This window comes from Micromonospora sp. CPCC 206060 (genome assembly GCF_036906895.1).
GTDB lineage: Bacteria > Actinomycetota > Actinomycetes > Mycobacteriales > Micromonosporaceae > Micromonospora.
In genome coordinates this window covers 28176-48135 of the sequence record NZ_JBAKHU010000025.1, presented here as the reverse complement: position 1 = coordinate 48135, position 19960 = coordinate 28176, and the positions used below count along the sequence as shown (strand labels likewise).

The 19960-nt window shown below is 71.9% G+C and carries 16 protein-coding genes and 1 pseudogene; 8 read left to right on the top strand and 9 right to left on the bottom strand.

The window, feature by feature from the left end:
- Positions 1–46: 46 nt before the first annotated feature.
- Positions 47–1534, top strand: a complete 1488-nt coding sequence (locus tag V6U90_RS17375) for a hypothetical protein (protein WP_334437240.1) — start codon at positions 47–49, stop codon at positions 1532–1534.
- Here the strand turns inward: V6U90_RS17375 and V6U90_RS17370 are convergent, their stop codons facing one another.
- Positions 1535–4117 carry an NACHT domain-containing protein gene (locus V6U90_RS17370; RefSeq protein WP_334437237.1) on the bottom strand — a complete coding sequence of 861 codons (2583 nt, stop codon included), beginning with the start codon at positions 4115–4117 and terminating at the stop codon, positions 1535–1537.
- Between the two features lie 186 nt (positions 4118–4303).
- Here V6U90_RS17370 and V6U90_RS17365 point away from each other — a divergent pair, with 186 nt between their 5' ends.
- The 3 genes and pseudogenes from V6U90_RS17365 to V6U90_RS17355 all read left to right on the top strand — a co-directional run bounded on the left by V6U90_RS17365 (position 4304) and on the right by V6U90_RS17355 (position 6665).
- Positions 4304–4804 (top strand): cation:proton antiporter regulatory subunit, encoded by a 501-nt coding sequence (locus tag V6U90_RS17365; protein ID WP_334437234.1) that lies wholly within the window; start codon positions 4304–4306, stop codon positions 4802–4804.
- 5 nt (positions 4805–4809) lie between these two features.
- Positions 4810–6015 (top strand): cation:proton antiporter, encoded by a 1206-nt coding sequence (locus V6U90_RS17360; RefSeq protein ID WP_334437231.1) that lies wholly within the window; start codon positions 4810–4812, stop codon positions 6013–6015.
- A 235-nt stretch (positions 6016–6250) separates the two neighbouring features.
- Positions 6251–6665: pseudogene (locus tag V6U90_RS17355) on the top strand (hypothetical protein).
- Positions 6666–6827: 162 nt separating this feature from the next.
- Here the strand turns inward: V6U90_RS17355 and V6U90_RS17350 are convergent.
- The 6 genes from V6U90_RS17350 to dnaK all read right to left on the bottom strand — a co-directional run bounded on the left by V6U90_RS17350 (position 6828) and on the right by dnaK (position 12010).
- Positions 6828–6959 carry a hypothetical protein gene (locus tag V6U90_RS17350; RefSeq protein WP_334437228.1) on the bottom strand — a complete coding sequence of 44 codons (132 nt, stop codon included), beginning with the start codon at positions 6957–6959 and terminating at the stop codon, positions 6828–6830.
- A gap of 339 nt (positions 6960–7298) precedes the next feature.
- Positions 7299–7496, bottom strand: coding sequence for a hypothetical protein (locus V6U90_RS17345; RefSeq protein ID WP_334437225.1), 198 nt, complete (start codon positions 7494–7496; stop codon positions 7299–7301).
- Between the two features lie 138 nt (positions 7497–7634).
- Positions 7635–8084, bottom strand: coding sequence for a heat shock protein transcriptional repressor HspR (locus V6U90_RS17340; protein ID WP_334437222.1), 450 nt, complete (start codon positions 8082–8084; stop codon positions 7635–7637).
- A 27-nt stretch (positions 8085–8111) separates the two neighbouring features.
- On the bottom strand, positions 8112–9308 hold the full coding sequence (gene dnaJ / locus V6U90_RS17335) for a molecular chaperone DnaJ (RefSeq protein ID WP_334437220.1): 1197 nt from the start codon (positions 9306–9308) through the stop codon (positions 8112–8114).
- Between the two features lie 72 nt (positions 9309–9380).
- Entirely contained in the window at positions 9381–10148 is a 768-nt protein-coding gene (grpE, locus tag V6U90_RS17330; RefSeq protein ID WP_334437218.1) for a nucleotide exchange factor GrpE, read from the bottom strand.
- Positions 10145–12010 (bottom strand): molecular chaperone DnaK, encoded by a 1866-nt coding sequence (dnaK, locus tag V6U90_RS17325; RefSeq protein WP_334437215.1) that lies wholly within the window; start codon positions 12008–12010, stop codon positions 10145–10147. The genes grpE and dnaK overlap by 4 nt, the downstream gene beginning before the upstream one ends.
- Positions 12011–12234: 224 nt before the next feature.
- Here dnaK and V6U90_RS17320 point away from each other — a divergent pair, with 224 nt between their 5' ends.
- From V6U90_RS17320 to V6U90_RS17310, 3 genes are all read left to right on the top strand, one after another.
- On the top strand, positions 12235–14070 hold the full coding sequence (locus V6U90_RS17320) for a GTPase domain-containing protein (RefSeq protein WP_334437213.1): 1836 nt from the start codon (positions 12235–12237) through the stop codon (positions 14068–14070).
- Between the two features lie 17 nt (positions 14071–14087).
- Positions 14088–15752 (top strand): GTPase, encoded by a 1665-nt coding sequence (locus V6U90_RS17315; protein ID WP_334437343.1) that lies wholly within the window; start codon positions 14088–14090, stop codon positions 15750–15752.
- Positions 15753–15847: 95 nt separating this feature from the next.
- Positions 15848–17074, top strand: a complete 1227-nt coding sequence (locus V6U90_RS17310; protein WP_334437211.1) for a hypothetical protein — start codon at positions 15848–15850, stop codon at positions 17072–17074.
- A 20-nt stretch (positions 17075–17094) separates the two neighbouring features.
- On the opposite strand, the gene V6U90_RS17305 is transcribed toward V6U90_RS17310, so the two are convergent.
- Both V6U90_RS17305 and V6U90_RS17300 read right to left on the bottom strand, forming a co-directional pair.
- The gene (locus V6U90_RS17305) at positions 17095–18006 is read right to left on the bottom strand and encodes a hypothetical protein (RefSeq protein WP_334437209.1); all 912 of its coding nucleotides are present in this window, start codon (positions 18004–18006) and stop codon (positions 17095–17097) included.
- On the bottom strand, positions 18003–19178 hold the full coding sequence (locus V6U90_RS17300; RefSeq protein ID WP_334437207.1) for an SPFH domain-containing protein: 1176 nt from the start codon (positions 19176–19178) through the stop codon (positions 18003–18005). The genes V6U90_RS17305 and V6U90_RS17300 overlap by 4 nt, the downstream gene beginning before the upstream one ends.
- Before the next feature lie 78 nt (positions 19179–19256).
- Here V6U90_RS17300 and V6U90_RS17295 point away from each other — a divergent pair, with 78 nt between their 5' ends.
- Positions 19257–19955, top strand: a complete 699-nt coding sequence (locus V6U90_RS17295; protein ID WP_334437205.1) for an NUDIX hydrolase — start codon at positions 19257–19259, stop codon at positions 19953–19955.
- Positions 19956–19960 lie beyond the last annotated feature (5 nt).

The following is a 19960-nucleotide window of genomic DNA, read 5'->3' as shown; positions in this document are numbered from 1 at the left end:
CGAGCCGTGGAGGATGATGACTGCCATCTGAGCCGGAAAGGTAACGATGAGCCCAGCATCCCGTTTGCCGAACCGTCGGGTCATCTATCTCGCCGCCATCCCGATCGCCGTGGCCCTGGTCGCGACGGCGGTTTTCGTCGTCGTGTCGCGCGGATGTGGCGGGCTGTTCTCCAGTCGGTCGACCACCGACACCGGCGAATGTGTCGGACTGATCGAGGAAAGTGACGCTCTTGCCCCCGAACTACGCAAGGCGGCCGAGCAGATCCTGCGCGAGAACGAACGGGTGGCGGAGTCCCCCGGCCGGTACGTGAAGGTCGCCCTACTGACGCCGCTGAGCCTGGCGGAGAACTCCGCGTCGGCGATGAGCATCGACCAGGTCCGGTACAGCCTCCAGGGCGCCATGACCGCCCTGCACCGGATCAACAGGGGGCAGGACTTCGGTGATCCCTCCGCGATGCGGGTCCAACTGCTGCTGGTCAACTACGGCAGTCGCCAGGAGCATCGCGAAGAGATCATCAACGAGATCGTCGCCGAAACGAAGTCCGATGAACACCCCCTGGTGGCCGTGGTCGGCCTGGGGTCGAGCTTCAGCGGCACCGAGGCCACCGCCCGGGAACTCTCGGAGCGGGGGATCCCCATGGTCACCGGGGTCGCCTCGGCGGACAGCCTGACCGCCCGTACCGCCCCCACCCTCTACAGCGTCTCCCCGAGTAACACCGACTACGCGCTGGCCCTCAGGGAACTACTGCGGGGCAGCCTCGGGCTCCGGTCCGGGATCATCGTCGCCGACCAGAACGAGGATCCCTATGTCCGCACCCTGCGGGATGCCTTCGAACAGATCCTCGAACCGTACGTGAAATTCCCGCTGCTACGGTTCCAGGGTGGGACCGTGGCGAGCCCCGCCACACCGAATGTCTTCAATCCGGTGGTCACCAACATCTGCACTGCGGTGAACAACCGGAAGACCCCCCTGGACATGGTCTTCTTCGCCGGGCGGGTGGCGGATTTCCGAGCCTTCGCCGGCGCGCTGGAACAACGGATCTGCCGTGACGACCCATTGGCCGTACTGGTCGGGGCGACCGGATTCCAGGAGGCGCAGCAGTATGCGGATGTTCTCGAACGGGGCAACATCACCGTCATCTACGCGTCCTCCACCGACCCGCCCGCATGGATCAACGGTCGCAACAGCCCGCCCGACGGGTTCGGCCCGTTCCACGAGCGATACCAGCAACTCGGCTTCGACAACGCATCGCTGGCCGACGGCTACGCGATCATGTACCACGACGCGCTGGTCAGTGCCGCCCTCGCGATCCGGGTCGCCACCCTGGGCAGCCCCATTCCGAAACCCGCCGACGTGCAGGGGCAGGTGGCGAACCTGACCGGCGCGTACGTGGTCCGGGCCGCCTCCGGGACGTTGTCCTTCGCCGAGCGGGAGGACGGGCGGGCAGCCGGCAAGGTGGTCACCTACCGGCAGGTCGGCCGGAACCGGGCAATCCACCTCCCACCCGACCTGCCGCCGTACCTGACCAGGTAGTCACCCGCCGGTGAGGGCGCCTCCACTCGCGTCCCCGCTGCCGGCCGGCGCCGTTTCGGTGCCGGCCGGCAGCAGCCAGTGCCGGCTCCGCTCGTCGTGGTACACGTCGAGGAACGGGTTGGGCCGCAGGAGATGCACCTGCCGCTCCGGTCCGCGCCGCACCTGAACCCCGAGCAGCGGCAGCGAAAGGCAGCCCTCGGCGGCGACCAGCAGCAGTACGACGGCCCATACCGACGGGGCCAGGGCACCGTCGGGACGGCCGAGATCGACGGCGGCCAGCCCGCCCACCAGTACCGCGAGGGCCAGCAGGACCCAGCCGACGACCCGGTCGGTCCTGCTCCGCTCCAGCAGGTGCAGCCGGATACCGGGCAGGCGTACCGACCCGGTACGGACCCGGTCGGTCTCGATCCTGGCCCAGGCGGAGCGGTCGGCGGCCATCGCCACCAGGAACCGGTTCGGCGCCGGCAACGTGATCGAGAGCTTGTCCGCCCAGCAGAGCAGGGTCACCAGGTTGGACGACAGGTCGAGACCGTTGCGGAACGGGTAGACCTGGCGACGCAACTCGGCGGTGGCGAACGCCGGCTGCTGGGCCGACTGACGCTGCAACTCCGCCCAGGACTGCCTGTCCATGGCGAGGGTCAACAGTCGCTCGACGATCTCCCTGAGGTGCTGGTCCGCGTCCGGGTCCTGGTCGGGTACCCACCCGGCCGCCGCCTGTTCCAGGCACCGCCACAGCGGTTCGACCAGGCGGGCGTCGTCCGGGACGATCGCGATGAGCCGGGTGACCAGGGTCCGGCTGACCGAGGCATCGGGCATGCCGTCCGCCAGCAGCGAGACGATGCCCAGCAGACCCTCGACGTCGCCACCGAGCGCGCTGACCGCGCCCGCCTCGTCGGTGATGTTGCCCAGGCAGCGGTGGATGAGATTCTTCGCAGCGTCCTGGATCTTGGGTCGGGGCGAGGTGGTGGCGGCCAGCAGGGCGGCGAGCGCCGGCAGTCTCAGGTCGGCCCGACCCTGGCTCAGCATGTCGGCCAGCGTGTCCAGGATCGGGAGGGCATCCGAGTCCAGGCAGTCGGCACCGGCCAGGCAACTACCGGCGGTGACCGGGTCGACCATCGCGAGTTCCCGGAGGAACGGGCTGACCGTACGCTGGTCGGCAGCGGCGGTGAAGAAGAGGACGACCTGGCGCCACTCCCGGCTCACCGCACGCTCCCGCAGCAGGCGGGTCCCGTCGTCGCCGGCCCGGAGCAGCTCGGCGGCGACGAGGTGCTCCTGGATCGAACGATGGGCGAACTCGTACGACTGTTCGGTCACCACGCTGAGCAGACCGGACCGGTCGATGATCTCGTCCACGAAGTCGGGCACCTGGTCCGCCGCGACGTTGCGCAACTTCGGTTGCAGCTGCTCGCTCAGCCCGACCATGGCCGCGCGGTCGAAGGGGCCGAACCCGGTGGGCCCCTCGGCCAGTTCGAGACTGAACTCCTGAAGCAGGCGCTGCTTGTCGTCCCGGAAGAACCGGTTCGCGCCGCCCCGGTCCCCGCCGTGCCGCCCGTGCCGGCCCAGCATCTCGCGGATCATGGCGTCGTACAGTTCGGCGATAGAGTGCGGGATCTCGAAGGCCTCCCGCGATGCGTAGAGGCCGACCGACATCGAGAGCACCAGCGGATTGCGGTGCAGGTGCAACGCCCGGGCCGCGCGGACCGCGGCCAGGAAGTACTCGGGACCGTCGACTCGCCGGAACCGGTCCCGGAACCGGTGGAGATAGTCCACGATCTCCGCGTCGCGCAGCGGTGCCAACGCGTAGACCCGGTCGGCCGCGAACGGGCTCGGCGACGCCACCCAGTCGTCCCGGACCCGGAGAAAGTTGTGGTGCCGGCAGGTGATGAAGAACCGGGCGTTCACCGTGGGCAGTTCGGGGCTGAGGTTCCGGGTGAACCGGTGGACCTCGTCACGCACCGCCTGGTAGTCGTCCGGGTTGACCTCGTCCAGGCCGTCGAGCAGCACCACGCACCGGTTCTGCTGCAACGTCTGCGCCAGGAACCGCCGGGACTCCTCCCCGGTCAGGCCGACGTTGGCGTTGAGCACCCGCTCCAGGAGATAGCCGTCCAACGTGCCACCCTGGCGGAGCAGACCGGCCAGGACCCGGACCGGTACGAAGAACGGGATCTCCCGGGGTCGTCGCCGCCTCGACCCGCCGGCCGGGTCCCGCAGCAGGGACACCCCGTACGCCATCAGCATGGTGGTCTTCCCCGAACCGGCGTCCCCCACCACGATCGCCCGCGCCACGTTCAGGTCGGCGACCGTGACCGTCGCGCCGACGGCGTGCTCCGGTTCGGGCAGCTCCTGCACGAATGACAGCGGTATGTAGGTGCGGTCGAGTTCGAGCCGCTCAGCCGAATCCAGGTAGGGGTTCCAGTACGTGCCGTACTGCTCGACGAACCACCGGATGTACCGGTGACCGGGGTTTCCCCGCCGGATGCTCCGCAGCTTCGCGAAGAGCCACGAGCCGATGAGGGCGAGCGCCGTCAGGATGCCGATGAGCGTCTCGATGTCCTCCAGGAAGGCGGGCAGTACGACGGACACGCGGTCTCCTCAGGGCTACACGGGAACCATGCGGTCTACGCCGATCTCTTCGACGTGCCCCAAGTATCTCCATGCGCCGCTGGATTAATCGGCCCTGCGTAACCGCGGATTCCACCTGCGTAACCGCCGGACCTGCGGGCCCGTCCACCGGGATCGGTGTGATCCCTCCGCCGGTACCTTGGAGTGGTGAGAGTACGTGTTGAACAGACCGCCCTACCCGGGATCGGAGTGCGTCATGATCTGGTGACCGAGTCCGGTCGCCGGATCGGCGTGGTGTCCCACCGCAACGGACGCCGCGACCTCGTGCTGTACGACCGGGACGACCCGGACGCCTGCACCGCCGACATCCCGTTGACCGACGACGAGGCGGAGGCTCTCGCCGACATCCTCGGCGCCTCGCTGATGCTCGGACAGCTCTCCGGGCTGCGCCAGCAGGCTGCCGGCCTGCTCACCGAACAGATCGCCATCCCGGCCGGGTCGGCGTACGTCGGCCGCAAGCTCGGTGACACCAAGGTGCGTACCCGGACCAGTGCCTCCATCGTCGCGGTGCTCCGCGACCGGGAGGTCATCGTCTCGCCCGACCCGTCGTTCCGCTTCGAGGCCGGCGATGTCGTGGTCGTGGTCGGTACCCGCAAGGGGCTCGACGGCGCCACCGCCATCTTCGCCGACTCCGACCCGGACGGCTGACGCGTATGCACGAAACCACCATCCTGCTGATCGAAGTCGGTGCACTCCTGCTGGGACTCGGCCTACTCGGCCGGCTCAGCCGCCGGATCGGGCTCTCCCCGATCCCGCTCTACCTCCTCGCCGGGCTGGCCTTCGGGCACGGCGGTCTGCTGCCGCTCACTGCCAGCGAGGAGTTCTTCGCCGTCGGTGCCGAGATCGGCGTGATCCTGCTGCTGCTCATGCTCGGTCTGGAGTACTCGGCCGGCGAACTGGTCGGCAACCTGCGCGCCGCAGCCCCGGCCGGGCTGATCGACGCCCTGCTCAACGCCCTGCCGGGCGCGGCGTTCGCGCTGCTGCTCGGCTGGGGTTGGGTCGCGGCCGTGGTGCTGGCCGGCATCACCTGGGTCTCCTCGTCCGGGGTGATCGCCAAGGTCCTCGCCGACCTGGGCCGGCTCGGTAACCGGGAGACCCCGGTGGTCCTGTCGGTGCTGGTGATCGAGGACCTGGCGATGGCCCTGTACCTGCCGCTGGTGACCGCGTTGCTGGCCGGTACCGGTCTGGTCGGTGGCAGTCTCGCGCTCGGTATCGCGGTCTTCACCGTGGTGCTGGTGCTGGTCGTGGCCATCCGGTACGGGCACTTCATCTCGGCGATGCTCTCTGCGAAGGACGCCGAGGCACTGCTGCTCGGCGTCCTCGGGCTGACCCTGCTGGTCGCCGGTATCGCCCAGAAGCTCCAGGTCTCGGCGGCGGTCGGCGCGTTCCTGGTCGGCATCGCGCTCTCCGGGCCGGTCGCACACCACGCGACCGAGCTGCTCACCCCGCTGCGGGACCTGTTCGCCACGGTCTTCTTCGTCTTCTTCGGGCTGGCCACCGACCCCCGGGAGATCCCCCCGGTGCTGTTGCCCGCCCTCGCGCTGGCCATCCTCACCATGGCGACGAAGACGCTCACCGGGTACCTGGCAGCCCGACGGGTCGGTATCGCGGTGCCGGGACGCTGGCGTGCCGGCCTCGCACTGGTACCCCGGGGAGAGTTCTCCATCGTCATCGCAGGACTGGCCGTGGCCGCCGGCAGTGTGGAACCGCAACTGGCTCCGCTCGCCGCGACCTACGTGCTGATCACGGTGGTGACCGGTCCGCTGCTGGCCCGGGTACCGGACCTGGCCTGGTTCAAGAGTTGGCTCCGGCAGCGGGCGGCGGCCCGCGCCGCCGTACCGGTGGTCTCGCCGGAGTAGCGGACCTCCCGGGCCGCTCCCGCGTGCCCACTCGGCCCCACCCGGGCCGAACCCTCCCGCTGGCTGCCCTGACCTGCCCGTACGGCCAGGTCAGGGCGTCCAACGGCTGATGCGAATCCGATCGTCGTGCACTTCCCCCGGCTGCCCGTACCGGGTTACGGTGGCGCCGCAGCAGCTGGTCCTGCGGATGTTGGGTGTCCTGCCCGCGCGGCCACGAGCGAGAGGGTCTGCATCGGTGAGCGTGCCGCAGTCCGCGTTCCGCGGCTTCGCCAACCCGGTCGACCCCTCCCCGGCCGAGCTGCGCGCCTGGGCGTACCAACCCGATTCGGTCCCGTTGCAGGCAATGCCGCCGGACTGGGACCTGCTGGTGGCCGGTGACCAGCTGGTGCAGACCCTCTTCGAGCTGGCGATGGATCCCGCCTGCCCGGCCCGCCGGTTCGCCCTGCACTGCCTCTACATCTACGCCGCGGACGGCAGCGCATCCCAAACGACGCTTCCGTAAGCTGGTCGAGCAGGCCGAGCGGCACGGCGACGAGCTGATGACGACCTGGGCGCACAACAGCCGGGTACTGCTGGCCCGTCCGGACCTGTTCAACTATTACGACTGGTGCGAGGGCGGTCTGGTCCGCCAGGAACGCCGGATCGGTTAGCCGACGCCGCCACAGGACGGCGGCGGTCACCTGGTTTTCCCCGGGACACGATCCACTTCGCCGATCACCCGGCCCACCAGCCTGATCCAATATGGAGTCCGGACTCCGCAGGGAGCCGGCGACCGGAGAGGGGCGCTGGCGCCCGCGCCGTACCCCGGCCGGTCAGATCGCGGCGATGCCCCGGACCGGGACGGCTGCGGCCCGGCGCAGCTCCGCGATGAGCTGCGCCGGGTCGGCGTTGAAAAGCCCGGCCGACTGGTCCGGTTCACCGGCCAGGGTCATCAGGGCATTCATGATCGCGCCGACCGGCGCACCCACCATGGCCGCCGCGCCGACCGGGTCCAGCTCGTCGGGGTACGCCGCGTTGCGCCAACTTTGCTCTGCTTCAGCGACGGCTACAGAGAGGCCCGCTCAGTGTTGCCTCCGCTGAAGCAGGGCAAAGCATCGGGCTGAGGAAGAGCGGAGCCGTCAGGCCGAGGAGAAGCGGAGCCCAGCCGGGGGATGGGAGCGGCGGGTCGGTCCAGCCGGCCAGGGTGTGGCGTAGCCCTCACCGTCCGGTCGGCAGGAAGCCGCACAGAACGGGCCGGGACCCCCCGTGGATCCCGGCCCGCCCGTCTCGGCACCCGCCGCAGATCAGCGGGCGGATTTCCCGCCCTGGCTCTCCTGCGCAGGCTGCCGTGCCTGGTCCTGCCCTTTGCCGACCTGGTCGGTCTGGTCGGTGAGCCGGCCGCCCGAGAGTTGGTCGAACTTCTCCTTGACCGTGTCCGCGACCTTGCCCAGTTGGTCTTCGGCCTTCTCGGCGATCTTCCTGGCCTGTTCGGATCCAGCCATCACCCCTCCTCGCCGAGCCCCCATTAGGCCTGAATTAGGTGCTTTGAAGCTGAATTAAGGCTACCCGACGGGGAGACGTCGGCGGACCGGAATCCGGGAGCGCCGCGACAGCCAGGCCGCCGCTGCGGACGGAGTCGGTCAGCCCCGACCGTCCCCGGTGGGCCGGGTCTGCCGCCACACCACCATGGCGGTCGAGGTGCGGGTGGTCGGAACGAGATCCCGTCGGGGGAAGGCCGAGATCGACTCCAGTTCGGCGATCCGCCGGTACGCGGCGTCCAGCTCCGCCTCCAACCGGGCGACCCGCTGCTGGGCCTGCTCCAGCAGCCGTTCCAGCCCGATGATCCGCTTGATGCCGGCGAGGTTGACCCCGTCGTCCTGACTCAGCCGCTGCACCTCACGCAGCAGTATCACGTCCCGCACGCTGTACCGGCGACCGCCGCCGGCCGCCCGGCCGGCCTGCACCAGGCCGAGCCGGTCGTACTGGCGCAACGTCTGCGGGTGCATCCCCGCCATTCGGGCCGCCACCGAGATCATCAGTACCTTGGCCTCGTACGCCGGGTCCGATGAACCGACGAACTCCTCCGCCATCCTGGTCACCTCCGCCTGCACCGACCGTCAGTTGAACCGACGCAACCGCGCGTCCAGATGTTCCCGCGAAGCAGCCGGCGAGTGCTCGGCGAACGTCTCCAACGCCGCCCGCGCCTCGTCCGACACCCGCGCCGGAACGACCACGTCCAGGGTCACCAGCAGGTCACCGGCCTGCCCGTCCTTGCGGGCGACACCCTTGCCCCGGGCCCGCAGCACCCGGCCGCTCGGGGTACCCGGTGGCACCCGCAGGGTCACCGCGCCGTCCATGGTCGGCACCCGCAGATCCACCCCGAGTACCGCCTCCGCGAACGTGATCGGGACGGTGAGGGTCAGATCGTCACCACTGCGCCCGAACAGCTCGTCGGGGCGTACCTTGACCATGACGAACAGGTCGCCGGCCGGTCCGCCCCGGTCGCCCGGTTCACCCCGGCCGGCCAGCCGGATGCGCTGCCCATCGGCCACCCCGGCCGGGAAGCGCACGTTGAGGGTCCGAGTCTTGGTCACCCCGCCGGTACCGTGGCACTCCGGGCACTTCTCCTCGACCACCGTGCCCACGCCCTGGCACTCCCGGCACGGCTCAGAGAAGCTGAACGAACCCTGGTTGCGGGTCACCACCCCGGACCCGTGACACTGCGGGCAGGTCTTCGGCCGGGTACCCGGCTTGGCGCCGTCACCGTGACAGGTGTCGCAGACCCCCGCTGCGCGCAGCGTCAGCGGAACCGTGACCCCGCGTACCGCGTCGCCGAAGTCGAGCACCACCTCGGCCTCGACATCCCGCCCCCGGGCCGGACCTCGGGTCCGACCGGGACCGGGACCGGCACCACCGGTGAAGAGCGAGCTGAACAGGTCGGAGAAGCCGGCACCACCGCCCGCACCAGCGAACCCGCCACGCGGCTGCGCCCCGGCACCGCCGAACAGGTCGGAGACGTCGAACGGAACCCCGCCCGGACCGCCGGCACCCCGGGCGTTCCGCCGGAACGCACCGGAGCCGAAGAGCGAGCGCATCTCGTCGTACTCCCGACGCTTACGCTCGTCGGCCAGCACGTCGTACGCCTCGGAGGCGGCCTTGAACCGCTCCTCGGCCGGCGTGTCACCCGGGTTGTGGTCCGGATGCGACTCGCGCGCGATCTTCCGGTACGCCTTCTTGATCTCATCAGGGGTGGCGGACTTACCCACCCCCAGTACGGCGTAGAAGTCCTTTTCCAGCCAGTCCTTGGAACTCACCGGTCCACCCCCTCCCGATTCGCGTGGTCGAGGTGCCCGCCCGACGGGGTGGGCACCTCGACCACGACGGTGCTATTCCGGATCGGCAACCGCGACCATCGCGGGCCGCAGCAACCGGTCGCCGAGGGAGTAGCCCCGGCGCATGACCTGGACGCAGGTCGGCTCGGTCACCTCGGCGGAGGTCTGGTGCGCCACCGCCTCGTGCCGGGTGGGGTCGAACGGGTCGCCCTGCTCACCGAACACGGTCAACCCGAACTTGCCGAGGGCGCTGGTGAGCTGCTCGGCCACCGTGCCGAACGGCCCGACCAGGTCGCCGTGCTCCCGGGCCCGGTCCAGGTCGTCCAGGATCGGCAGCAGCGCGGAGAGCACCTGACCGGTGGTCTGCTCCGCGGCCACGGCCCGGTCCCGATCCACCCGCTTGCGGTAGTTGGCGTACTCCGCAGTGATCCGTTGCAGGTCACGGGTGCGCTCGTCCAGCTCCGACCGGAGGGCGACCAGCTCCGCACCGAGGGCGCCACTCCCGGCCGGCCCGCCTTCCGCAGGCTCGGCCGGCGCGTCCACCACCGGCGGGCCGGTCGGCGCGGGCTCGGTCTCGACGACCTCGTCCACCACCACCTCGACCTCCTCGACGAGCCCCTCGGTGGCCGGCTCGGCGTCCGAACCGATGGTGCCGTCGACCGGGGTACCGGCGGAGTCACCGTCCACCGGCACGCTGTCGGTGATCTTCCGGTTGTTCCGGATGACGACGCGCGGACCGGCCTCACCGTCGGGTGCGGAGCCATCCGCCGCCGGCCCGGTGGTCTTCACCCCCGGGTCGGTGGCTCCTGGCTTGTCCGTCACTTCTTGCCGTCCTCGTCGACAATCTCCGCGTCCACCACGTCGTCCTGGCCACCGGCCTTGGCGCCGGTCGCACCGGGACCGGCGTCAGCCTGCGGAGCCTGCTCGGCCTGCTGCGCGTAGAGCAGCGAACCGGCCTGCTGCGAGACCTGGGCCAGCTTCTCGTGCGCCGACTTGACCTTCTCGATGTCGGTACCGCCGAGCGCGCTGCGCAGGTCGCCCAGCGCCTCGTTGATCTGGTCCCGGGACTCGGCGGGGAGCTTGTCACCGCTCTCGGCCAGGAACTTCTCGGTCTGCCACTGGAGAGCCTCGGCCAGGTTGCGGGTCTCCGCCTCCTCACGCCGACGCTTGTCCTCGTCGGCGTGCTCCTCGGCGTCGCGGCGCATCCGCTCGATGTCGTCCTTCGGCAGCGAGGAACCGCCGGTGATGGTCATCTTCTGTTCCTTGCCGGTACCGAGGTCCTTGGCGTGGACGTTCACGATGCCGTTCGCGTCGATGTCGAAGGTGACCTCGATCTGCGGCACGCCGCGCGGCGCCGGGGGCAGCCCGGTCAGCTCGAAGGTGCCGAGCTTCTTGTTGTAGGCAGCGATGTCCCGCTCGCCCTGGAAGACCTGGATCAGCACCGACGGCTGGTTGTCGTCGGCGGTGGTGAAGACCTCGGAGCGCTTGGTCGGGATGGTGGTGTTGCGCTCGATCAGCTTGGTGAAGATGCCGCCCTTGGTCTCGATGCCCAGGCTCAGCGGGGTGACGTCGAGCAGCAGGACGTCCTTGACCTCGCCCTTGAGCACACCGGCCTGGAGCGCGGCGCCGACCGCGACGACCTCGTCCGGGTTCACGCCCTTGTTCGGGTCCCGGCCGATGAGCTGCTTGACCAGGTCGGTGACTGCCGGCATCCGGGTCGAGCCACCGACCAGGATCACGTGGTCGACATCGGCGACCTTGATCCCGGCGTCCTTGATCGCCTGCTCGAACGGGCCCTTGCAGCGGTCCAGCAGGTCCTGGGTCATCCGCTGGAACTCGGCCCGGGTCAGGGTCACGTCCAGGTGCAGCGGGGCGGACGGCGCACCCTCCGCCGAGGCCGGGCCGGCGGTGATGTACGGCAGGTTGATGCTGGTCGTGGTGGCCGCAGACAGCTCGATCTTGGCCTTCTCGGCCGCCTCGCGGAGCCGCTGCATGGCCATCTTGTCCTGCGACAGGTCGACCCCGTGCTGACCACGGAAGGTCTTCACCAGGTGGTCGATGATCCGCTCGTCCCAGTCGTCACCACCGAGGTGGTTGTCGCCGCTGGTCGACTTGACCTCGACGACGCCGTCGGCCAACTCCAGCAGCGACACGTCGAAGGTGCCGCCACCGAGGTCGAAGACCAGGACCGTCTGCTCCTTGGAGCCCTTGTCCAGCCCGTACGCCAGGGCCGCCGCGGTCGGCTCGTTGACGATCCGCAGCACGTTGAAGCCGGCGATCTCACCGGCCTCCTTGGTGGCCTGCCGCTGGGCGTCGTTGAAGTACGCCGGCACGGTGATGACCGCGTCGGTGATCTGCTCGCCCAGGTACGCCTCGGCGTCCCGCTTGAGCTTCATCAGGGTCCGCGCGGAGATCTCCTGCGGGGTGTACTTCTTGCCGTCGATGTCGACGGTCCAGTTGGTGCCGACCTCACGCTTGACGGACCGGATGGTCCGGTCGGGGTTGGTCACCGCCTGGCGCTTGGCAACCTCACCGACGAGCACCTCGCCGTTGCGGGCGAACGCGACGATCGAAGGAGTCGTCCGCGAGCCCTCGGCATTGGCGATGACGGTGGGCTCGCCGCCCTCCAGGACGCTGACGCAGGAGTTCGTCGTGCCGAGGTCAATGCCGACCGCACGTGCCATCTTCGCTTCCTCGCTTCGTTACGTAGAGCAGGTGACGGGCACCGCCCGCAGCACACCCACCTCAAGTTGAGTGGACTTGACTCAATATTGCCATGCCCGCCGCGATCGTCAAATCGGACTTGAGTCACCCCGACGCAACTCTACCGACACCGGCCGGTGGGGAAGCCAACGGGCATAGGGGGCGTCAGTTGTTTGGCTTGCCTGATTCGGGCACGCTTTATCCCGTGACGACGCATGGCGACGACGCCTCGGCCCCCGGTGCGCCACCCGTCGTACCCGGAAACCATCCACCGGTCCCCAACCCCGGCCGGACCGCCACCACGCCCGGGAAGGGACAGCCGGCGGAACTGCCGGCCGCGCTCACCGGCCTCCGGGCCGCCGTGGGGGCGGCCCGCTTCCCGCTCGCCCTGCCGTCGGCCGAGCCGGCCCGCCGGGACGCCGCCGGGCTCACCGCCCAGCTCGACGACTACCTGCTGCCCCGACTCGCCCGGCTCGACGCGCCCCTGCTCGTGGTCGTCGGCGGCTCCACCGGAGCCGGGAAGTCGACCCTGGTCAACAGCCTCGTCCAGGCCAGGGTCAGTGCCGCCGGGGTACTCCGCCCGACCACCCGCTCCCCGGTGCTGGTCTGCAACCCGGCCGACTCGTCCTGGTTCCGTTCGGGGGACCTGCTGCCCGGCCTGACCCGGACCGGCGAGCCGAGTGAGGACCCGCGCACCCTGCAACTCGTCGCGGCACCCGCGCTCCGCCCCGGGCTGGCCTTCCTCGACGCACCGGACATCGACTCCGTGGTCGACGCGAACCGGGCCCTGGCCGGGCAGCTCCTGGCCGCCGCCGATCTCTGGCTCTTCGTCACCACCGCCGCCCGGTACGCCGACGCGGTCCCGTGGGAGCTGCTGCGGACCGCCCGGGCCCGGGGCACGGTGACCGCTCTGGTGCTGGACCGGGTACCCACCGGGGCAGCCGACGAGATCACCGCGCACCTCGGCGAGATGCTCACCGCCAACGGCCTCGGCACCGCTCCGCTCTTCGTGCTGCCGGAGACCGTGGTCGACGGTCAGGGCATGCTGCCCGAGTGGACCGTGGCACCGCTGCGGGACTGGTTCGGCCAGCTCGCCGCCGACGCCGGTGCCCGGGACGCCGTGGTCCGGCAGACCCTCGACGGTGCCCTCGCCGCCCTGCAACCTGCGGTGGCCGGGCTCGCTGCCGCCGCAGACGAGCAGGTCACCGCCGCCGAGGCATTGGACGAACGGGTCCGGGCGGCGTACCGCAACGCGCACCGCACGGTCGAGCAGGGGCTGCGCGACGGCCGGCTGCTGCGGGGCGAAGTGCTCGCCCGGTGGCAGGAGTACGTCGGCACCGGCGAGCTGTTCCGCACCCTGGAGGCCCGGATCGGCCGGCTCCGGGACCGGGTGCTGGCCGCCGTGAGCGGCCGGCCGGCTCCCGCCGCAGAACTGCGTACCGCGATCGAGTCGCAGCTGGTGACCCTGCTGCGCGGGGTCGCCGCCGAGGCGGCCGAGCACGCGCACACCGGATGGCGGGCGCACCCGGCCGGGGCGGCCCTGCTCACCCCGGAACTCACCCGGCCCTCCGCCGAGCTGACCGAACGGGCCGAACGCCTGGTCCGGGACTGGCAACGGGGGGTACTGGAGCTGGTCCGCATCGAGGGTGGGGACAAGCGGTTCGTGGCCCGGACCGCCGCGTACGCGGTCAACGCCACCGGCCTCGCCGTCATGATCGCCGTCTTCGCCTCCACCGCATTCATCCCGACCGGGTTGGAGGTGGCCACCGGCGCCGGTACGACCGTCGCCGCGCAGGCCGTACTCCAGGCCGTCTTCGGTGACCAGGCGGTGCGTACCCTGGCCACCAGGGCCCGCGCCGACCTGCTCGACCGGGTGACCGCGCTGCTCGACGGGGAGGCCGCCCGCTACCTGGAACGGCTGGCCGAGGTTGAGGCGACCACCGGGACCCCGGAGGCGCTGCGGGAGGCCGGCGCCCGGGTGGAGGGCGCGCGTACCCGGGCCCGCCTGACGACCGCCGCTGTGGAAGGTGTCGATCCTTGAGCAACGTGGTGGGCCGGATGCGGGACGCGCTGCGCGGGGAGCACCGGATCGACGCCGACACACTGCTCACCCGCCTCAATGCGGTACGCCGGTTCCTCGACACCACCGACGGCTACCTGCCCGACGAGCGCCTGGTCACCGCGCACACCCTGGTGGAACGCGCCGGCAGCCGGCTCGCGCTCTCCCGGGACCACACCGTCGTCGCGCTCGCCGGAAGTACCGGCAGCGGCAAGTCCAGCCTGTTCAATGCGCTCGCCCGGCTCGACCTCTCCCCGGTCGGCGTCCGCCGCCCCACCACCGGGGTCGCCCACGCCTGCGTCTGGGGGCCCCTGGCCGGGGCGACGAAGCTGCTCGACTGGATCGGCGTACTGCCCCGGCACCGGTTCGTCCGGGAGAGCGCGCTGGACGCCGACGACGAGTCCGCGCTGCACGGGCTGATCCTGCTCGACCTGCCGGACTTCGACTCGGTGCAACGCTCGCACCGGCTGGAGGTGGACCGGCTGCTCGGCCTGGTCGACCTGGTGGTCTGGGTGGTCGATCCGCAGAAGTACGCCGACCGGGTGGTGCACGAGAGCTACCTGCGCCAGTTCCGCCGGCACCGGGACGTCACCGTGGTGGTGCTCAACCAGGTCGACCGGCTGCCCCCGGCCGAGCTGCCCCGGGTCCTGGCCGACCTGCGCCGGCTGCTCGACACCGACGGGCTCGACGGCGTGCCGCTGCTGGCCACCGCCGCCGTGGACCAGGCCGCGATCGGGGAGCTACGGGCCACGCTGGAGCGTACGGTGGCCGGACGCCAGGCCGCCCTGCGCCGGCTCTCCGGCGACGTGGACACCGTGGTCGCCGGGCTGACCGAGTTGGTCGCGGCCGAGCCCGGCGCCGGTGAGGTGGACCGGGAGAGCCGGCGGACCCTGGCCGCCGCGCTGGGGGACGTGGCCGGGGTGCCGGCGGTGGCCGGGGCCACCGAGGAGGCGTACCGGCACCGGGCGGCGGGAGCCACCGGGTGGCCGGTGGTGCGCGGCTGGCGCCGGCTCCGGCCGGACCCGCTGCGCCGGCTGCACCTGACCGGCGCCGCGCCGGCGGAGGAGGAGTCGGAGAGCCTGGTCGCCGCGACGTCCGTACCCGATCCGACCGCCACCCAGCGCTCGGCGGTCGGCCTGGCGGTCCGGGCGGTGGCCGAGCGGGCCGGGACCGGACTGCCGGCCCCCTGGCCGGCGGCGGTGACTGCGGCGGCCCGGTCCCGCCAGGCCGACCTGCCGGACGCGCTGGACCGCACGGTCGCCGGTACCGACCTGGGTCTGGGCCGGCAGCCGGTCTGGTGGCGGCTCGTCGGTGGTCTCCAGTGGCTGGTCACCCTGACCGCGCTCGCCGGGCTGCTCTGGCTGGTCGCCGGGTACGCGCTGCGCGCCCTCGGACTGCCACCGCCGGACAACCCGACCGTGGGCGTGGTCCCACTGCCCACCCTGTTGCTGCTCGGCGGGCTGCTCGCTGGCGTGCTGGTCGCGGTGCTGGTGAAACCGGTGATCCGGTGGGCAGCCGGGCGGGCCGGTCGGCGGGCCCGCAAGCGGCTCGACGCGGCGGTGGCCGGGGTCGGCGAGGAGTACGTCGTCACCCCGGTGCAGGAGGTGCTGAGCTGCTACGCGCAGGCCCGGACGGCGCTCGCCGAGGCGGCCGCCCGGAACTGAGCCAAGGGGGGCCGCCCGGAACTGAGCCGAGGGGGCCCGCACACCGTGGGCACGTGCGGATGCCCTCCCGGGCGCTCTCAGCGTAGGGTCGGTCCATGGCCACGCCACAGACCCCCTATGACGCGGTGCTGCACGCCGCCCGTGACGTGACGCGGCTGGACTGCGCGCTGGACGCCGAGATCCTCGGCACCGCCCTGTTGGGCAGCGTCTACGCGATCGCCGAGGACGACCGCGAGCGTGCCGTCCGGGAGTTCGTCAGCGGTTTCCTCGCCGCCACCAGCCGGCGCCGGTCGGCTGCCGCGACCACCATCCGCCTGGTCTTCGCCACCCTCGTGCCGGACGCGGAGGGCGCCGCCCGGGTCAAACCGGGCGCCCACGCGCCGTCCTGGGCCACCCAACTCGGCCGGGTACACCTCACCGGCACCTACGCCTACGGCGACGTGTACGGCGACCAGACCTCCTACCTGGCCACCTTCGCGTACGGGGACTCCAGCGGTGGCCCGGAGCACGCGGTGGTGGCCCTGATCGACCACAACATCGGCATCGCGAAGGACATCTTCGTCGGTGGCCCGGCCGACCGGATCCTCGACCAGGTCCGGCAGATGTGCGCCGACGACGAGCTGACCTGGTTCCGTACCGAGGACCCGGCCCGGCTGCGCCGGGAGGTGGCCCGCCACCTGGCGGTGACCGACGCGCTGGGCGACCTGCCCGACGAGGGGTCGCTCGCCACCGACCGGGCCCTGTTCGGTGCCCGGCTCGCCCTGCTGCCGGCCCCGGCCGGGGTACCGGTGGCACCCGCGCCGGTCGAGCCACCCTCCCCGGCCGAGCGGACCGAGCTGATCCGGGCCTTCCTCGCTTCGCCGGAGGCGGCCCGGCACGGGCTCGACCGGGTGGACGGCGACGACCTGGCGTCCCTGCACTTCTGTCTCAGCCTGCTGCTCGACCATTCGGCGAGCTTCCCGGACGCCGATCCGCTGCGGTGGAGTCCGGCGGTGGCCGGGCTGTTCCTGCTGGACTGGGTACACCGCCGGGCCGTACTGGACATGGACGACGCCGCGATGCTGCCCCGGGTACTGCGCGCCTGGGCCACCTACGCGGCCCGGCGACGGGGTCTGCCCTCCGCCGCCGTCGAGCAGACCGACTCCGCGATCGAGGAGATGATCCCGGAGTTCGCCCGGCTCTACAGCACCGGTGAGCGGCGCAGTCCGGCCACTGCGGCGGTTGCCCAGTTGATCGCGGACGGGGTCGACCCGAACGATCCGGAAGCCCTGGACGCCTGGATCGAGGCCAACCGGCAGCGGCTCGGCGACGACAACGCCTGACGGACCGGCGGCGGGGCCGGTCAGGGGGCGACCAGGGCGAGCTGGCGGGGGGCCACGGTGACGGTCACCCGCTGCCCCCAGCTCAGCGTGAGCCGGTCGGCCTCCAGCCCGTCGGCGAAGACCACCAACCCGTCGGATTCGCTGACCAGCTCCAACCGCCCGTCACCGGCGAACCGGCCGCTGGTCAGCTCGACACCGGTGGCCGGGGACGGCCACGCCTCCCGGACGAACCAGCAGAGCGCCTCCTCGCCGGGCGCGGGCAGTGGTGGTGCACTCGTCCGGTCCCGCGCGATCGACGCGCACCACCCGGTCACCCCTGTTCCGCTGCCGACGACCACACCGGAGGAGGAGTGCCGTTCCCGGCGGGTGGCCGTACCGGCCTGCGCGGTGAGCAGGTACCGGGCGGACTGGTGGGAGGCGTGCCCGATGTACACCTCGTTGAGCCCGACCAGTTCCTGGCCGTCGTCCAGACCGGCGCGGACCATGATCCGGTTGTCGGTAGGAGCCCGGCCGGCGACCACCGCCGGCAGCAGCCCGGCCACCGCCCCGGCCGGGAAGCGGACCAGTACGCCCGCGTTGCGGCCCGGCTCCGGGTCGACGCCGATCACCGGCTGCCGGTCGAGGTACTTGGCGACGTTGGCCACCAGCCCGTCCGGGCCGATCGCGATCACGACGTCCTCGGGTGCGAAGAGAAACCGGGGCAGGTCGTCCCGGTCGACCCGGCCACGCCGCCAGTCCACCGGGATGGCGGCGCCGATTGTGGTCAGCGCCGCCTCCAGCCGGTGGTGCCGGTCCGCCACCTCGGCCAGGTCGCGGCCACGCTCGCGCAGATAGCGGTCGGCGGCGGCCCGGGTACCGTGCCGGGCCAGCAACTCGTCCAGCTCGCTGCGCCGGCTCACCACCACCACCCGGGGGGCGAGGGTCCCGCTCACCGGCCGGTGTCCCCACCGCCACGGGGCCTCGGCACCGCACCCCGCCCGGCCGCCGGCCCGGTCCTGCCGCCCGCCGCTGCCGTCCCGGCCCCGCCGGCCGGGTTCCCGCCGCCGTGGGTCGGGGCGAGCCGGGTGAGCAGGTCGGTGAGCACGTCCGGGGTCACCGTGAGCTGGCCGATCGCGGGCAGCTGGCCGGCGAGTTCACGCAGTGTGAGGGCCTGGAGCACACCGGCCGGGAGCTGGGCGTACCCGGCCAGCTTGGCCGCCTCCGCCTCGGCCTCGGCGAGACCGACCTCGCGTACCCCCTCGGCGCGGGCGGCGGTGAGGATGCGTTCCTTCTCGGCCTCGGCGGCGGCCAGCACCCTGGCCCGCTCGGCGGCTGCCGCGTTTGCCACCTTCTCCCGCTCGGCCTTGCCCTGCGCGGCGGCCAGCTCGGCGGCGGCGTCCAGCTCGACCTTGCGCCGGGAGTTCGCGCCGTGCTGCTCGACGAGCTGCTGCTCCCGTCGGGCCAGCTCGATCTTGTTCTGCAGCTCGTTCTCGGCGATGGCCCGTTCCTGCTCGACGGCCTGGGCCCGGCGGGCGTACGTGGCCCGGTCGGCCTGGACCTGCACCGCTTCCCGGGTGGGCGTCTGGAGGGCGCGCTCCAGCTCGGGCTCGGGGCGGATCGCGACCACCCGGGCGCTGACCACGGCCACCCCGACGTCGGCGAGCCTCGGCTCGTCCCGCAGGGCGGCCGAGACCGCCTCCCGGACCGGGGCGATCCCGGTCAGCGCCTCGGCCAGCGGCACCCGCGCCAGCAGGTCCAGCGCGGGCTGCTGGGCCAGCTCGGCGAGGAGGGTGGCGATCTGGTCCAGCGGGCGGGACCGGGACTTGCCGGTGCGCGGATCGATGGAGAAGTCGAGGCGGGCCGAGGCGAGCGCCGGGTCGGCCACCCGGTAGGTGACGGTCGCCTGGACGGTGACGTCGGCGAAGTCGGCGGTGTGCGCGTGGAACAGCAGCGGCAGCTCGCGGTCGTCGACCGGCACCTCGCTGAGCACGGCGGTGAGTGGCCGGTACCAGAAGCTCTGACCGATCCCCTCCCGGCGGACCCGGCCCCGGTCGTGGTGGCGTACCCAGCTCGTCGGGGCACCGCGCAGGTGTCGCAGGAACAGTCGGCGGGTCACGTCGGCCATGGTCTTCTCACCCTCCCCGTTTTCGTCTAGCCGACGATAAACGTCGTGATAGTTTCTCGTCAAGGTGGTGATAATTCGATGGATCCGCAGGCCGGCTACCCCCCGTTCGCGGTCACCGTGGACCTGGTGGTCCTGACCGTCCGCACCGAACAGCTCAGCGTCCTGCTGATCCGCCGAGGTATCCCGCCGCACCGGGGCGCCTGGGCGCTACCCGGCGGCTTCGTCCGTACCGACGAGACGCTGGCCGGGGCCGCCGCCCGGGAACTGGCCGAGGAGACCGGGCTGACCGGCCCGGTCGGGCACCTGGAGCAGCTCGCCACGTACGGCGACCCGGGGCGGGACCCGCGCGGCCGGGTGGTGACCGTGGCCCACCTCGCCCTGCTGCCGGACCTGCCCACCCCGGTCGCCGGCACCGATGCGGCCTCCGCCGAGTGGCAGCCGGTCGACCGGGTACGCACCGACCGGCTCGCCTTCGACCACGCCCGGATCCTCGCCGACGGGGTGGAACGCGCCCGCGCCAAACTGGAGTACACCCCGCTCGCCACCGCGTTCTGCCCGCCGGAGTTCACCGTGGCGCAGCTCCGCACGGTCTACGAAACGGTCTGGGGCACCCGCCTCGACCCACGCAACTTCCACCGGAAGGTCACCGGCACACCCGGTTTCGTGGTCCCCGCCGGCCGGGCCACCGAGGGCGACCGGGGTCGGCCCGCCCAGCTCTTCCGGCGCGGCCCGGCGACCCTGCTGTATCCGCCGATGCTCCGCCCCACGAACCCGTAAGGAAG

Excerpts from the sequence above, each read along its gene's own strand:
- V6U90_RS17375 (WP_334437240.1), top strand. The coding sequence starts at position 47 with ATGAGCCCAGCATCCCGTTTGCCGAACCGTCGGGTCATCTATCTCGCC.
- V6U90_RS17360 (WP_334437231.1), top strand. The coding sequence starts at position 4,810 with ATGCACGAAACCACCATCCTGCTGATCGAAGTCGGTGCACTCCTGCTG.
- V6U90_RS17350 (WP_334437228.1), bottom strand. The coding sequence starts at position 6,959 with ATGAATGCCCTGATGACCCTGGCCGGTGAACCGGACCAGTCGGCCGGG.
- V6U90_RS17345 (WP_334437225.1), bottom strand. The coding sequence starts at position 7,496 with ATGGCTGGATCCGAACAGGCCAGGAAGATCGCCGAGAAGGCCGAAGAC.
- V6U90_RS17340 (WP_334437222.1), bottom strand. The coding sequence starts at position 8,084 with ATGGCGGAGGAGTTCGTCGGTTCATCGGACCCGGCGTACGAGGCCAAG.
- dnaK (WP_334437215.1), bottom strand. The coding sequence starts at position 12,010 with ATGGCACGTGCGGTCGGCATTGACCTCGGCACGACGAACTCCTGCGTC.
- V6U90_RS17315 (WP_334437343.1), top strand. The coding sequence starts at position 14,088 with ATGCGGGACGCGCTGCGCGGGGAGCACCGGATCGACGCCGACACACTG.
- V6U90_RS17310 (WP_334437211.1), top strand. The coding sequence starts at position 15,848 with ATGGCCACGCCACAGACCCCCTATGACGCGGTGCTGCACGCCGCCCGT.
- V6U90_RS17300 (WP_334437207.1), bottom strand. The coding sequence starts at position 19,178 with ATGGCCGACGTGACCCGCCGACTGTTCCTGCGACACCTGCGCGGTGCC.
- V6U90_RS17295 (WP_334437205.1), top strand. The coding sequence starts at position 19,257 with ATGGATCCGCAGGCCGGCTACCCCCCGTTCGCGGTCACCGTGGACCTG.